Here is a 13459-nt window from a genome sequence, read left to right on the forward strand (position 1 = left end):
GCCCTCGATGCAAGCGGTCAGCCGTTGCGCAGCCCGCTGATCGTCCGGTTGGGGGCGATGTCCTCGGCGGAGGTGATCAGGTGCAGCAGGGCCGGCTGGCCGGCGCGGGCGGCGGCGCGGGCCTGATCCAGGGCGTCGGGGAAGGCCTCGGTGGTTTCGCAGCGCACCCCGAAGGCGCCGAAGGCGCGGGCATAGGCGACGAAGTCCGGGTTCTTCAGGTCGGTGGCGATGACGCGGCCGGGATAGTGGCCTTCCTGGTGCATGCGGATGGTGCCGTAGGTGCCGTTGTCGACCACGATCACGACGCAGCCGAGACCATGTTGGACGGCCGTGGCCAGCTCCTGGCCGGTCATCAGATAGTCGCCGTCGCCCGCGACGCAGATGGCTTCCCGATCCGGATGGACGGCCTTGGCGGCCAGGGCGGCGGGATAGCCGTATCCCATGGCGCCGGAGGTCGGGGCCAGCTGGGTGCGGCACGAGCGGTGGCGGTAAAAGCGGTGCAGCCAGGCGGCGAAATTGCCCGCGCCGTTGGTCAGGATGGCGTCATGCGGCAGGGCCTCGGCCAGGTGGGCCATGCAGCGGCTCATGTTCACCGCGCCGGTGACCTCGACCTCGGCGGAGAAGGCCTCGTAGTCGGCGCGGGCCTGTTTGCCGAGGTCGGCCCAGGTGCGGCCCGGATCGATGCCGGCGATGGCTTCGGCGGCGAGGGAAACATCGGCGGCGGCGCTCATCAGCGTCGGCCACACCCGGTCCAGCTCCTCCGGCCCCGGGTGGATGTGGACCAGGGTCTCGGCCGTCTTCGCGCGGTCGAACAGGGTGTAGCCCTGGGTCGGATTCTCGCCAAGCCGCGCGCCGATGGCGATCAACAGATCGGCCTCTCGGGCGCGGGCCATCAGCTTGGGATTGCAGCCCAGACCCAGGTCGCCGGCGTAGTTCGCGCGGTCATTCGACAGGATGTCCTTCCTGCGGAACGACAGGGAGACCGGCAGGCCCAGGCGCTCGGCCCAGTCGCCGACGGCGCCGGCCGCCGCATCGGTCCAGCCTGATCCGCCGAGCACCAGCAGCGGCCGCTCGGCCCGCGACAGGCGCATGCGCAGATCGTCGAGGAAGGTCGACGGCAGGGCGGAGCGCGCCGGGGTCACCGGCCGGGTCGGGGCCGGGCCGCCATCTTCGTGCAGGATGTCCTCCGGCAGAGCGATGACCACGGGGCCCATGCGGCCCTGCAGCGCCGTGGCGAAGGCGCGCTCGACGATCTCGACCGTGCGCTGGGGGCTCTCGATCTCGGTCGCCCATTTGGCCAGGCCGCCGAACACCTGGCGGTAGTCGACCTCCTGAAAGGCGCCGCGGCCCCGGTCGGTCAGGGCGATCTGGCCGACGAACAGGATCATCGGCGTCGAGTCCTGATGCGCCGTATGAACCCCGATGGACGCGTGGGTGGCGCCCGGCCCGCGCGTGACCATGCAGACGCCGGGCTTGCCGGTCAGCTTGCCATAGGCCTCGGCCATGTTGGCGGCCCCCGCCTCGTGCCGACAGGTGATGACCCGGATGCGGTCCTCCACATCGGCCAGGGCGTCCAGCACGGCCAGATAGCTCTCGCCCGGCACGCAGAAGACGGTGTCGATCCCGTTCATCACCAGGGTGTCGACCAGGCGGCGGGCGGCGGTGTTCCGGGGTTGGGACGCTTTCGTCATGCCCCGCTCTAGCAGCCTCAAGCGCGCTTGCCATCAAGCCGCCGCAACCAAAGCCAAGCTAGACCGTATTAGCGGCGGCATTCGCCCACTTCAGGAGATATCCCATGCGCAATATTCTGGTTCTGGCGGTGTGCGCCGCCGCCCTGGCCGTTTCGGCCTGCAACACCGTTCGTGGCGTCGGCGCCGACGTCGAAGCCGCCGGCGAAGGCATTCAGTGCGGCGCCCAAGGGCGCTGCTGAGCCACTGTCGAAGCCGTCAGGTTCGGACGTGATCCGAGCCTGACGGCCAGTTTGCCCTGGCGGCGACTCCGCGTAAAGAACGGAGCATGAACGCTGTCACCATCGCTTCCCTCCTGTTCGCCGTCGCTGCGATGGGCGGTTTCGTCTGGGCCTTCATGGGCTGGCAAGAGGCGCGGTCGGAGTTGGCCGCCGGCGCCCATAGGCTGGCGCTGATGGAGGAGAGCCGCGACGCCATGGGCGAACTGGTTCGGGCTCAGGCCGGGGAGACCGCACGCGCGGTCGCCGACCAGCTGGTCACCCGGGCCACCGAAACCTTTCAGGCTCAGGACCGCCTGGCGCGCGAGCGGATGGAGGCCCAGCTGAAGCCGGTGGCGGAACAGCTGACCAAGTTTCAGGAACATGTCGCCGCGCTGGAGAAGTCCCGCGTCGAGGACACCGGGGGTCTCAAGGCCCAGATCGCCGCCCTGATGCAGGCCTCGGTCGACACCCAGGGCGAGGCCCGCAAGTTGTCGGCGGCGCTGCGGCGTGGCGCCGGGGTCCAGGGCCGCTGGGGCGAACAGACCCTCAGGAACGTGCTGGAGGCCGCCGGCCTCGCCAACCGGTTCGACTTCGAGGAACAGTTCTCGCTGGACACCGAGGAGGGGCGCCGGCGACCCGACGTGAAGGTGAGGATGCCGGGGGGCGGCGTCTTCGCCATCGACGCCAAGGCCTCGCTGAACGCCTTTCTGGAGGCGCAGGAATGCCCGGACGACGCCACGCGCGACCAGTGTCTGGCGCGTCACGCTCAGTCGCTGCGCAGCCATATGCAGGGGCTGTCGGCCAAGGCCTATTGGGATCAGTTCAAGGCCGAGGGTTCGCCCGACTTCGTGGCCATGTTCGTGCCGGGCGACGGCTTTCTGGCCGCGGCGCTGGAGCGCCAGCCCGACCTGATGAGCGAGGCGATGGACCGCCGCGTGCTGATCGTCACCCCGACTACCCTGTTCGCTCTGTGCAAGGCGGTCGCCTATGGCTGGCGGGCCGAGGAGCAGACCAAAAACGCCGACAAGGTCGCGACCCTGGGCAAGGAGCTCTACAAGCGCCTGTCGGTCATGGGCGGCCACGTCGCGGCGCTGGGCAAGGCGCTTGAGACCGCCAGCGGCAAGTACAACCAGTTCGTCGGCTCGCTGGAGAGCCAGGTGATGGTCTCGGCCCGGCGCTTTGAAGATCTGCAGGTCGATCATGAAGGCAAGGAGCTGCCCGAGCTGCCGGCCGTCGAAACCGCCCCGCGCGCGCTGAGTCGGCCGGAGTTGGCCTGAGTCGGCCCAGGCGGTGGTCTTACCCGACGACGCGCCGTAAGGATCGGGAGTTCAGGAGAGTCCACCGCCCATGCTGATCCCCTTTTCCACCTGGCTCGAGATCGAGGAGCGGATCGAGCGCGGCGACGTCCTGGCGCGGACGGTGGTGGTGCCGATCGGCTCGAACGAGCAACACGGGCCGACGGGTCTGCTGGGCACCGACTGGATGTGTCCGCAGATCATCGCCGAGGCCGCCGAGGGACTGGACGGCGACCTGATGGTGGCCCCGACCTTCAACATCGGCATGGCCCAGCACCACTTGGCGTTCGGGGGGACAATCACCCTGAGGCCCTCGACCTTCATGGCGGCGATCCAGGACTGGGTCGCCAGCCTGACGCGGCACGGGTTCGAGCGGATCTATTTCCTGAACGGCCACGGGGGGAATGTGGCGACGATCGAGGCCGCCTTCGCGGAGATCAACGCCGACTGGTCGCTGATGGAGGAGCGGCCGGGGTTCATGCTGACCCTGCGCAACTGGTGGGAGCTGCCGGGGGTGCTGGCGCTGTGCAACCGGCTGTTCCCCTCGGGGCACGGCATGCATGCGACGCCGTCGGAGATCGCGGTGACCCAGGCGCGCTGGCCTGAGAGCGCGCGGACCGGCGAGTGCGTGCCGCGCATCGCGCCGGTGGGGCCGATCCGCGACGCCCTGGATTATCGCGCGCGGTTCCCGGACGGGCGGATCGGGTCCGACCCCAGCCTGGCCAGCCCGGAGCTGGGGCGCCAGATCATCGACCTGGCGGCGCCGGCGCTGCTGAAGGAGGCGCGGGCGTTCGGGGCGGAGCAGTCGCCGGGATTCGAGCGCATGCCCCTGTCGGCGCCGGTGCATGGTCATGGGTAAAGCATCTCTGGAAAGCCTGGCCCGCGAGGGCGCGCGACAGGCGGCGCTGGGGCGCGAGATGGCCGAGGCGACGGCTGCCGTGGTGGCGCGTCGGCTGGAAATCGCGCGGGCGGCGCTGGACGATCCGAGGCGCGCCGATGTGGTCGAGATGGGCCTGATGGGCTCGGAGAAGGTCGAGGCCTTCGCCCTGGCCGGCGGGCGGCTGGCGGCGGGCGGCGCGGAAATGCTGGCCGAGGCCGGGCGGACGGCGGAGGCCGAGGCGCGGCTGGCCGGAACGGCGCTGAACCGGGTGCTGGCGGCGCGTGACCTGCCGACGATGGCGGCGGCGCAGAGCGACTATGCCATGGGCCTGTGGGGCCGGGCGTGGACCGGGGCGCTGGAGGCCTCGGCGATGATGATGAAGGCGCAGGGCGAGGCGCTGGCCCCGCTGCATGCGGCGACGACCGCCAATGCGCGGCGGCTGAAGGTCGGCCGCTGACGCGAGGGGGCGGGGATGCTAGAGGCGGCGGCGTCCCTCCCCTAACGATTCCCTGATGAGGCCGCCATGCCCGCCGCCCCCGACTTTCCGCCTGCGCCCGACCGCGTGACGCCGAAACGCGCCCTGATCTCGCTGTCCGACAAGGCGGGGCTGGAGAGCGTGGCGCGGGCTCTGAGCGCGGCTGGCGTCGAGCTGATCTCCACCGGCGGCACGCGGGCTGCGATCGAAAAGCTGGGACTGCCGGTAAGGGACGTAGCCGATCTGACCGGCTTTCCCGAGATGATGGACGGGCGGGTCAAGACCCTTCATCCCATCGTTCACGGCGGCCTGCTGGGCGTGCGCGACGCGCCGTCCCACGCAGAGGCCATGCAGGCGCACGGCATCGGGGCCATCGATATCGTGTGGATCGACCTCTATCCGTTCGAGGCGACGGTGGCCACGGGCGGCGGCTTCGACGTCGTGATTGAGAACATCGACATCGGCGGTCCGGCCATGATCCGTTCGGCCGCCAAGAACCACGGCTATGTCGCTGTCTGCGTCGACAGGGCGGGCGTGGACGAGGCAGTCGAGGCGATCACAAACAACGGCGCCACGACCCTGGCGCTGCGCAAACGCCTCGCGGCCCGCGCCTTTGGCCGCACCGCCGCCTATGACGCGGCCGTGTCGGGCTGGTTCGCCGGACAGGTCGAGGATGCAGCGCCGGCTCGGAAATCCATCAGCGGCCGGCTTGCCCAGACCCTGCGCTATGGCGAGAATCCGCACCAGACGGGGGCCTTCTACGTCACCAGCGAAACCCGGCCCGGCGTCGCCAACGCCCGCCAGCTGCAGGGCAAGGAACTGGGTTACAACAACATCGCCGATGCCGACGCGGCCTATGAGCTGGTCGCCGAGTTCGCGGCCCCGGCCTGCGTCATCGTCAAACACGCCAATCCGTGCGGGGTCGCGGTCGGCGCCGACCTTGGCCAGGCCTATGCGCGGGCGCTGGAGTGCGACAGCGTCTCGGCCTTCGGCGGAGTGGTGGCGGTCAACCGCCCCCTGACCCGGGCCGACGCCGAGGCCATCACCGGCATCTTCACCGAGGTGGTGATCGCGCCGGGTGCCGACGACGGCGCGCAAGAGGTGTTCGCGGCCAAGAAGAATCTGCGCCTGCTGCTGACCGACGGCCTGCCCGATCCGCTGGCGGCGGGCGAGGTGTTCCGTTCGGTCTCCGGCGGCTTCCTGGTGCAGGGGCGCGACCGGTCGCGGCTGACAGCGGCGGACCTCAAGATCGTGACGCGGCGTCAGCCGACGCCGAGCGAGATCGAGGACATGCTGTTTGCCTTCACCGTGGCCAAGCATGTGAAGTCCAACGCCATCGTCTACGCCAAGGACGGCCAGACGGCGGGCATCGGCGCGGGCCAGATGAACCGGCGTGACTCGGCCCGGATCGCTTCGCTGAGGGCCAGGGAGGCGGGCGAGGCCAAAGGGCTGGCGCATTCCCTGGCGCAGGGCTCGGCCTGTGCGTCCGAGGCCTTCTTCCCCTTCCCCGACGGCCTCTTGGAGGCGGCGGCGGCGGGCGCGACGGCGGTGATCCAGCCGGGCGGGGCCATGCGCGACGCCGAGGTCATCGCAGCCGCGGACGAGGCCGGATTGGCCATGGCGTTCACCGGCGTGCGGGTGTTCCGGCATTGATCTGAGGGGTCGCTAGCGCTCGTGACGCGGTCGCTCGCCGCCTGAGCGTGGCTCGCCTTGCTCGTGACTGCGCCCTCGTCCAGACTCCGGCGACCATCAGCGAGAGTCGCCCCATGATCCCCTATGGCCGCCAGACGATCGATGCTGAAGACGAGGCGGCGGTGCTGGCGGCGCTGCGCTCGCCCTTCCTGACCCAAGGACCGCGCGTCGAGGCGTTCGAGGCCGAGATCGCCGCCTATGTCGGGGCGAAGCATTGCGTGGCCGTGGCCAATGCGACCCTAGGCCTGCAGCTGGCCTATGCGGCCCTCGAGCTCGGCGCCGGTGAGGGGATCACCAGCCCGATCACCTTCATCGCCACCGCCAGCGCCATGGAGCAGGCCGGGCTGACGCCGGTGTTCGCCGACATTGATCCGGAGACGGTCAACCTTGCCCCACGCGCATTAGACGTAGCGATCGGGCCGCAGACGCGGCTGGTCGCACCCGTGCATTTCGCGGGCCTGCCGTGCGACATGGCGGCCATCGCCGACATCGCCCGGGCGCGCGGCCTGAAGATCGTCGAGGACGCCGCCCACGCCATCGGGTCGGACTATGCCGACGGCGGACGGATCGGCAGCTGTCGACATTCGGACATGACGGTTTTCTCCTTCCACCCGGTCAAGACGATGACCACGGGCGAAGGCGGGGCGATCACCACCAACGACCCCGAGCTGCATGCCCGGCTGGTCGCGCTGAGGTCACACGGCATCGTGCGCGATCCGACGCGAATGGCCCGCCACGACGGGCCGTGGTTTCACGAGCAGCAGACCCTGGGTCTGAATGCGCGGATGACCGACCTCCAGGCGGCCCTTGGCTCGAGCCAGTTGCGGAAGCTGGATGGTTTCGTAACGCGGCGACGCGCGATCATGGACGCCTATCGCGCCGCCTTCGCCGACCTTGAGTGGCTGGGCCTGCCGCCAGACGCCGGGGCCCAGCGTGTCGGCTGGCATCTGTTCGCGGTGCGGCTGGACTTCGCCGCCCTGGGCCGCGATCGGACGGCGGTGATGGCGGAACTGGCCGGGGCCGGGGTCGGCAGTCAGGTCCACTACATCCCCGTCCACACCCAGCCATGGCGGCGCCGACAGCGGCGGCAGGGGCCCTTCCCCCACGCCGAGGCCTGGTACGACCAGTGCCTCAGCCTGCCGCTGTTCCCCGCCATGACCGACGCCGAGGTCGAGCAGGTGATCGCCGCCGTCCGGGCGCTGAGGCCATGAAACTGCTGGCGGTCATTCCGGCGCGGGCCGGGTCGAAGCGCGTGCCGGGCAAGAATGTGCGTCCGTTTCACGGACGGCCGATGCTTGGCTGGCCGGTCCAGGCGGCGCTGGACAGCAATCTGTTCCACACCGTGATGGTCTCGACGGAGGACGAGGCGGTGGCGCGGATCGCGTGTGCAGAAGGCGCCGAGGTCCCGTTCCTGCGATCCTCCGCGACAGCGGACGACCGGGCGGGCCTGATGTCGGTGCTGGCCGAGGTGCTGGAGACATGGGAAGCGCGCGGCGAGGCGTTCGACGCCGTCTGCTGCCTGCTGGCCACTGCCGCCCTAGCGACGCCCGCACGGCTTCGCGAAGGCTTGTCTCTGTACCGCATGGGCGACTGGGACGGGGTCTATCCGGTGCTGGCCTATCCGCACCCGATCGAACGGGCGACGCGTCGCGAGACGGATGGCCGCACGACCCTGATCGACCCGGTCGAGGCCGAAACCCGCACCCAGGATCTGGAGCCAGCGTGGCATGACGCGGGGCAGTTCTACTGGCTGTCGCCGGAGGTCATCCGTGCACGGAGGTCCGTGCTGACCGCGCGCTGCGCGACCCTGACGCTGAGTGAGATGGAGGCCCAGGACATCGACACCGAGGACGACTGGCGCCTGGCCGAGATGAAGTTCGTGCTGATGCGGGACCGGTCGGGTTCGCCATGAGCCTGACCGGACGTCGCCTGATGATCCTGACCGAGGGGGATCGGCGCCGGGGGCTGGGGCATGTCGTCCGTTGCGGACGCTATGCCGAGGAATGGCGGGCGCGGGGCGGTGAGGTGTCCTGGCGGATCGACGGCGACGACCTCGCCATGAAGGCGGCAGAAAGATTGGGAACCGTAGAGGCGGGCGACTGGCTCCGGGCGCCGGACGATACCGTCGATGCCGATGTGGCGATCGTCGATTCCTACGCCCTCGACCCGAAAATGGCCCGAAGGCTTGCGGACCGCGCGCCCGCAATCGTGTTCATGGATGACCTGCAGCGGATCGCCTATTCGGGCGGGCTGGTAGTTCATCCCGCGCCGACGCCCGCGCCTCTGAGACCGGATGGGGGCGAATGGCTGTGCGGACCGACCTGGCAACCCCTGCGCACCGCCTTCGTGCGACCGCCTTCGCGCGTCGCTGTGGCGCGGCGGATCGGGCGGGTGTTTGTGGTGATGGGCGGCAGCGATGCGCAGGGCCTGGGCGGACGGGTCGCCGAGACCCTGGCCCGCGCCCTGCCGGAGGCGGAGATCAGACTTGCCGGGGCCGATGAGGCTCCGTCCGGGGTCGTCGGACTGGGCCGACTGACCGCCGAGTCTATGGCGGCGGAGATGACGGCCTGTGACCTGGCGATCAGCGCCGCGGGCCAGACGGTGTTCGAACTGGCGCGATGCGGGGCGCCGACGGTCATGCTGGGCGTGGCGGAGAACCAGAGGCCAAATCTGGAAGGGTGGCCGCCACTGGTCGGCTTTGTGAACGCGGGAATGTGGGACGCGCCCGATCTGGAGGCGCGACTGGCGGGCGGCTGCGAAGCGCTGCACGATCCGCAGGTGCGCCAGGCGGTCAGCGCGCGCGCAATGGCGGCGGTGGACGGACAGGGTGCGAACCGACTGATCGACCGGCTGGAGGCGAGATGGCGGACGGACTGAGAGAGGCGGACTGTCGCCTGCGGCCGATCGAGGCCGGCGATCGGGAGCGGATTCTGGGCTGGCGCAACCAGGATCGGGTGCGCGCCGCCATGTACACGGACCATGTGATCAGCGAGGACGAGCATGGCCGCTGGTTCGCCCGGGCCCTGGAGGCCGCCGACGACGCCTATTTGATCTTCGAGCATCAGGGCCGGCCGATGGGCTTTGTGTCGATCACGCGCGTGAACCGCGAGAATGATCGGGCGGAATGGGCCTTCTACCTCGGCGAAACGGAGGCGCCGCGCGGGATGGGCGGCGCCATGGAGATGCTGGCGCTGGATCATGCCTTCGAGGCGGTCGGCGTGTCGAAGCTGTGCTGCGAAGTACTGGGGTTCAACGCCGGCGTGGTGCGGATGCACAGGCGGTTCGGCTTCGTCGAGGAAGGGCTGCTGAAGCGGCACTTTCGGCGCGGCGAAGACTGGCATGATGTCGTGCTGCTGGCGCGATTTAGCGAGGGGTGGGCGGGCGACCGGGCGGCGCTGCGGCCCCAGGTGTTCGCGGGAGACGGCGCATGAGTTTCCAGTGGCCCGACCGGGTCTTCATCGTCGCCGAACTGTCGGCCAATCACGGCGGTTCGCTCCAGGTCTGTCTGGACACCGTCAGGGCGGCGGCCGAGGCCGGTGCGGACGCCATCAAGCTGCAGACCTATTCGCCCGACACCATCACCCTGGACTGCGACACGCCGCCGTTCCGCATCGACGGCGGGACGCTGTGGGACGGGCGGACGCTGCACAGCCTCTACGCGGAGGCGATGACGCCCTGGGAATGGCACCGGCCGATCCACGACGAGGCGGAGAAGACTGGCCTCGCCTTCTTCTCCTCGCCCTTCGATTTCACGGCGGTGGACTTTCTCGAGAATCTGGCGCCGGCGATGTACAAGATCGCCTCGTTCGAGATCGCCGACATTCCCCTGATCGAATACGCCGCGGCCAAGGGGCGGCCTATGGTGATGTCGACCGGTATCGCCGACGAAGCGGCGATCGAGGAGGCGGTCGCGGCCTGCCGGAACGCCGGGAACGACGACATCACCCTGCTGAAATGCACCTCGGCCTATCCGGCCGAACCCAGGGACGCCAACCTGGCCACCCTGCCCGACATGGCGGCGCGGTTCGGCTGTCGCATCGGACTGTCGGACCACACCATGGATGACGCCGTGGCGGTGACCGCCGTGGCGCTGGGCGCCCGGTTGGTGGAGAAGCATTTCATTCTGGATCGCGCCATCGGCGGACCCGACGCCAGTTTCAGCCTGACGCCCGAGGAGTTCGGCGGCATGGTGTCGGCGGTGCGGACGGCCGAGGACGCTCTGGGCCGAGTGCGCTACGGCCCCGAAGGCCAGGCCGCCAAGAACGCCCGCTTCGGCCGCAGCCTGTTCATCGCCCAGGACATGGCGGCGGGCGACGAGCTGACGCCGGACACCCTTCGCTCCGTGCGCCCAGGCGACGGCCTGCATCCCCGCCACTATCGCGCGCTGCTGGGGCGGAAGGTGACGCGAGCGGCGGCCAAGGGCACGCCAATGGACTGGAGCCTGCTGGAGTGAAAGCCAGCGAACGCTGATTCGCCTTTCCCGCAACCTTGGGTAATAGTTGCCACGGGATAGGGGAGATGGACGATGGCGAAGGCTGTCGGGACGCGCCGGTGAGGCTGTATCCGGTCGTGCTGTGCGGCGGCGGCGGGGCGCGGCTGTGGCCTTTGTCGCGGCCGGATCGGCCCAAGCCGTTCGTGGCCTTTGGCGGTCCGCGCAGCCTGTTGCACCAGGCGGTCGAGCGCGTGGCGCCTTTGGGGCCGGCCCGCGTCGTCGCCGGCATCGATCATGAGGTTCTGGTCGTCGAGACCCTGGCGGAGGCCGGCGCTGGGGCGCGGCTGATCCTGGAGCCGGCGCCCCGCGATACGGCCGCGGCCATCGCGGCGGCGGCGCTGGAGGTGCTGGCCGAGGACGCCGACGGCGTGATGATCGTCGCGCCGGCGGACCACTACATCCCGGCCGGTGATCGGTTCAGGGAGGCTGCTTTCGCGGCGGCCACCCGCTCGGCCGAAGGGGGCGCGATCTGCCTGATGGGCTTGAGACCGCGCGAGGCGTCGTCGGCCTTCGGATACATCTTGCCGGGCCAAGGCTCTGCGGGCGAGGTCGCCCGGTTCGTGGAGAAGCCGGAGCCAGCCGAAGCGGCGAGGCTGATCGAGGACGGGGCCCTGTGGAACATCGGCGTCTTCGTCGGTCCGGCGGGGGTGTTTGTGGAGGCGCTGGCGCGCCATGCGCCCGAGGTGCTGGCGGCGGCGCGGGCGGCCGTCGAGAGGGGCGAGCGGCGAGCCGACGCGCTAAAGCTGGACGCCGCGTTCGCGACGGCGCCGGCCCTGCCCTTCGACCGGGCGGTGATGGAGCGGACCGATCGCGCGCGGGTCATGCCGGTCGACTTCTCGTGGCGCGACCTTGGGGCTTGGGACGCGGTGGCCGAGTTGGAGGCGACCGACACGCGGCATCGGCTGGTGGACAGTCCCGGCGCCTATGTGCGGGCGCCGGAGGGCGTCGATGTCGCTGTCATCGGCGCGCCAGACGTTGCCGTGGTGGTCGAGGGCAACCGGGTGCTGGCCTGCCGCCTGGATCAGGCGCAGCGGGTCAGGGATGTGGCGGAGGCGTTGGGACCGGCGAGCGTCGCGTCCGCAACGGCGGGTCGCCATGGCGGCGGTTCGGATGCGTTCGCGCAAACGATGAGGCCGCGCACGGATCTGACGCCGCACACGCGGCTGCACGAGACCGAGCCCTTCATCCGGCCCGAGGGCTTTCGAGACTATGACGCACGCTGGCGTCTGGGCGAAGAGATCAATCTGACCGGGATGCAGGCGGTCGGCCTGGGGCTGGCGACGCTGCTGAAGGCGCGAGGGCGCGAACGGCGGATCATCGTGGGACATGACTTCCGCAGCTATTCCTTCGCCGTGAAACAGGCCCTGACCCTTGGGCTGATCTCAGGCGGGATGGAGGTGGTAGACATCGGGCTGTGTCTGACCCCCACGGCCTATTTCGCGCGCGAGGCTCTGGATTGCGGCAATGTCGCCATGGTGACCGCCAGCCACAACGAAAACGGCTGGACGGGCATCAAGATGGGCGACCAGACGCCCTTCACCTTCGGTCCCGATGACATGGCCGAGCTGGCCGCCTTGGTCATGGCGGCACGCGGGCGGCCGGAATGGGGCGGCTCGGCGCGGACGATCACCGGGATGCCGGAACAGCATGTCGAGGCGGTGGTCGGCGCGCGGCGACTGACCCGGCCGCTGAAGGTGGTGGTCGGGTGCGGCAACGGCACGGCTGGCGCTTTCGTCCCGGAGGCCCTGGCGCGGCTGGGGGCGGAGGTCATACCGCTGCACGCCGACCTGGATCCGACGTTCCCGAACCACAATCCGAACCCGGAGGACGGAGACATGCTCGCGGCCCTGGGCGAGGCGGTGCAGGCCTCGGGGGCTGACCTGGGCCTGGCCTTCGACGGCGACGGTGACCGCTGCGGCGTGGTCGATGAGACCGGCGCGCCGGTGCTGTCCGACCGTATCGGCCTGTTGCTGGCGCGCGAGATGGCCGCGAGGTCTCCGGGCGCGACCTTCGTCGTCGATGTGAAATGCACCGGACTGTTCCGGACCGATCCGGTGCTGACGGCACATGGCGCACGCGTTCTGACTGGACGGACAGGCCACAGCCACATCAAGCGGACCCTCGCCGAGACCAGCGCCCTTGCCGGATTCGAGAAGTCGGGCCACATCTATTTTGGCGGGCCGGACGGCGGCGGCTATGACGACGCCCTCAGGGCGGCCGTGGCGGTTCTGGAGCTGATGGGTGCGCGGCCGGCCGCGCCGCTGTCGGTCATGGCCGCCGAACTTGGGCGCGCCTGGACCAGCCTGACCCTGTCGCCGCGCTGTCCGGACGGGTCGAAGCACGCCGTGGTGGCGCGGGCGCGCCGCGCCTATGCGAACCTGGCGGCGTCTGGCGGCTCGATTCTGGGGCGGACCATCCGCCGTCTGGAAACCATCGACGGCGTCAGGGTCGAGCTGGACGACGGCTCGTGGCTGCTGGTCCGCGCCTCGTCCAACAAGCCCGAGCTGGCGGTGGTGGTGGAAAGCCTGCGCTCGGAGGCCGATATGCGCGACCTGTTCCGGCTGGAGGCCCGCCCGCGTTTGGCCGCCGAGCCGGAAGTCGGGGACTATAACCAGGAGATTTGACAGCGCGCGGACCGGAACCGAAGAGACCCTGATTGCTTAGGTTTGAGAGCTGT

At 70.1% G+C, this 13459-nt stretch carries 12 protein-coding genes and 1 pseudogene; 12 read left to right on the forward strand and 1 reads right to left on the reverse strand.

Annotated features, from left to right (window positions below; translation table 11 throughout):
- Positions 1–17: 17 nt before the first annotated feature.
- A complete protein-coding gene (locus EES48_RS12780; protein ID WP_122467817.1) occupies positions 18–1691 on the reverse strand; it encodes a thiamine pyrophosphate-binding protein in 1674 nt (557 codons plus the stop codon).
- Between the two features lie 104 nt (positions 1692–1795).
- On the opposite strand from EES48_RS12780, the gene EES48_RS12785 reads away from it, so the two are divergent.
- The 12 genes and pseudogenes from EES48_RS12785 to EES48_RS15180 all read left to right on the forward strand — a co-directional run bounded on the left by EES48_RS12785 (position 1796) and on the right by EES48_RS15180 (position 13406).
- Complete coding sequence (locus EES48_RS12785) at positions 1796–1930, forward strand: entericidin A/B family lipoprotein (protein WP_122467820.1); 135 nt, start codon at positions 1796–1798, stop codon at positions 1928–1930.
- Between the two features lie 86 nt (positions 1931–2016).
- Positions 2017–3225 carry a DNA recombination protein RmuC gene (locus EES48_RS12790; RefSeq protein ID WP_122467823.1) on the forward strand — a complete coding sequence of 403 codons (1209 nt, stop codon included), beginning with the start codon at positions 2017–2019 and terminating at the stop codon, positions 3223–3225.
- A 70-nt stretch (positions 3226–3295) separates the two neighbouring features.
- Complete coding sequence (locus EES48_RS12795) at positions 3296–4102, forward strand: creatininase family protein (RefSeq protein ID WP_122467825.1); 807 nt, start codon at positions 3296–3298, stop codon at positions 4100–4102.
- Positions 4095–4580, forward strand: coding sequence for a phasin family protein (locus tag EES48_RS12800; RefSeq protein ID WP_162998158.1), 486 nt, complete (start codon positions 4095–4097; stop codon positions 4578–4580). Before EES48_RS12795 ends, EES48_RS12800 begins: the two co-directional genes overlap by 8 nt.
- A gap of 66 nt (positions 4581–4646) precedes the next feature.
- Complete coding sequence (gene purH, locus EES48_RS12805) at positions 4647–6251, forward strand: bifunctional phosphoribosylaminoimidazolecarboxamide formyltransferase/IMP cyclohydrolase (RefSeq protein ID WP_122467830.1); 1605 nt, start codon at positions 4647–4649, stop codon at positions 6249–6251.
- A gap of 113 nt (positions 6252–6364) precedes the next feature.
- Positions 6365–7501, forward strand: a complete 1137-nt coding sequence (pseC, locus tag EES48_RS12810) for a UDP-4-amino-4,6-dideoxy-N-acetyl-beta-L-altrosamine transaminase (protein WP_122467833.1) — start codon at positions 6365–6367, stop codon at positions 7499–7501.
- Entirely contained in the window at positions 7498–8202 is a 705-nt protein-coding gene (pseF, locus tag EES48_RS12815; RefSeq protein ID WP_122467836.1) for a pseudaminic acid cytidylyltransferase, read from the forward strand. Before pseC ends, pseF begins: the two co-directional genes overlap by 4 nt.
- A complete protein-coding gene (locus EES48_RS14920; RefSeq protein WP_162998159.1) occupies positions 8199–9167 on the forward strand; it encodes a hypothetical protein in 969 nt (322 codons plus the stop codon). Before pseF ends, EES48_RS14920 begins: the two co-directional genes overlap by 4 nt.
- Complete coding sequence (gene pseH / locus EES48_RS12820; protein ID WP_162998160.1) at positions 9152–9721, forward strand: UDP-4-amino-4,6-dideoxy-N-acetyl-beta-L-altrosamine N-acetyltransferase; 570 nt, start codon at positions 9152–9154, stop codon at positions 9719–9721. Before EES48_RS14920 ends, pseH begins: the two co-directional genes overlap by 16 nt.
- Positions 9718–10743 carry a pseudaminic acid synthase gene (gene pseI / locus EES48_RS12825; RefSeq protein ID WP_122467841.1) on the forward strand — a complete coding sequence of 342 codons (1026 nt, stop codon included), beginning with the start codon at positions 9718–9720 and terminating at the stop codon, positions 10741–10743. Before pseH ends, pseI begins: the two co-directional genes overlap by 4 nt.
- Before the next feature lie 65 nt (positions 10744–10808).
- Positions 10809–11828: pseudogene (locus tag EES48_RS15175) on the forward strand (mannose-1-phosphate guanylyltransferase); the annotation flags it as partial.
- An 81-nt stretch (positions 11829–11909) separates the two neighbouring features.
- Positions 11910–13406, forward strand: a complete 1497-nt coding sequence (locus EES48_RS15180) for a phosphomannomutase/phosphoglucomutase (protein WP_240623369.1) — start codon at positions 11910–11912, stop codon at positions 13404–13406.
- Positions 13407–13459 lie beyond the last annotated feature (53 nt).

The organism is Brevundimonas lutea (assembly GCF_003704105.1).
In the GTDB taxonomy this organism is placed as follows: domain Bacteria; phylum Pseudomonadota; class Alphaproteobacteria; order Caulobacterales; family Caulobacteraceae; genus Brevundimonas; species Brevundimonas lutea.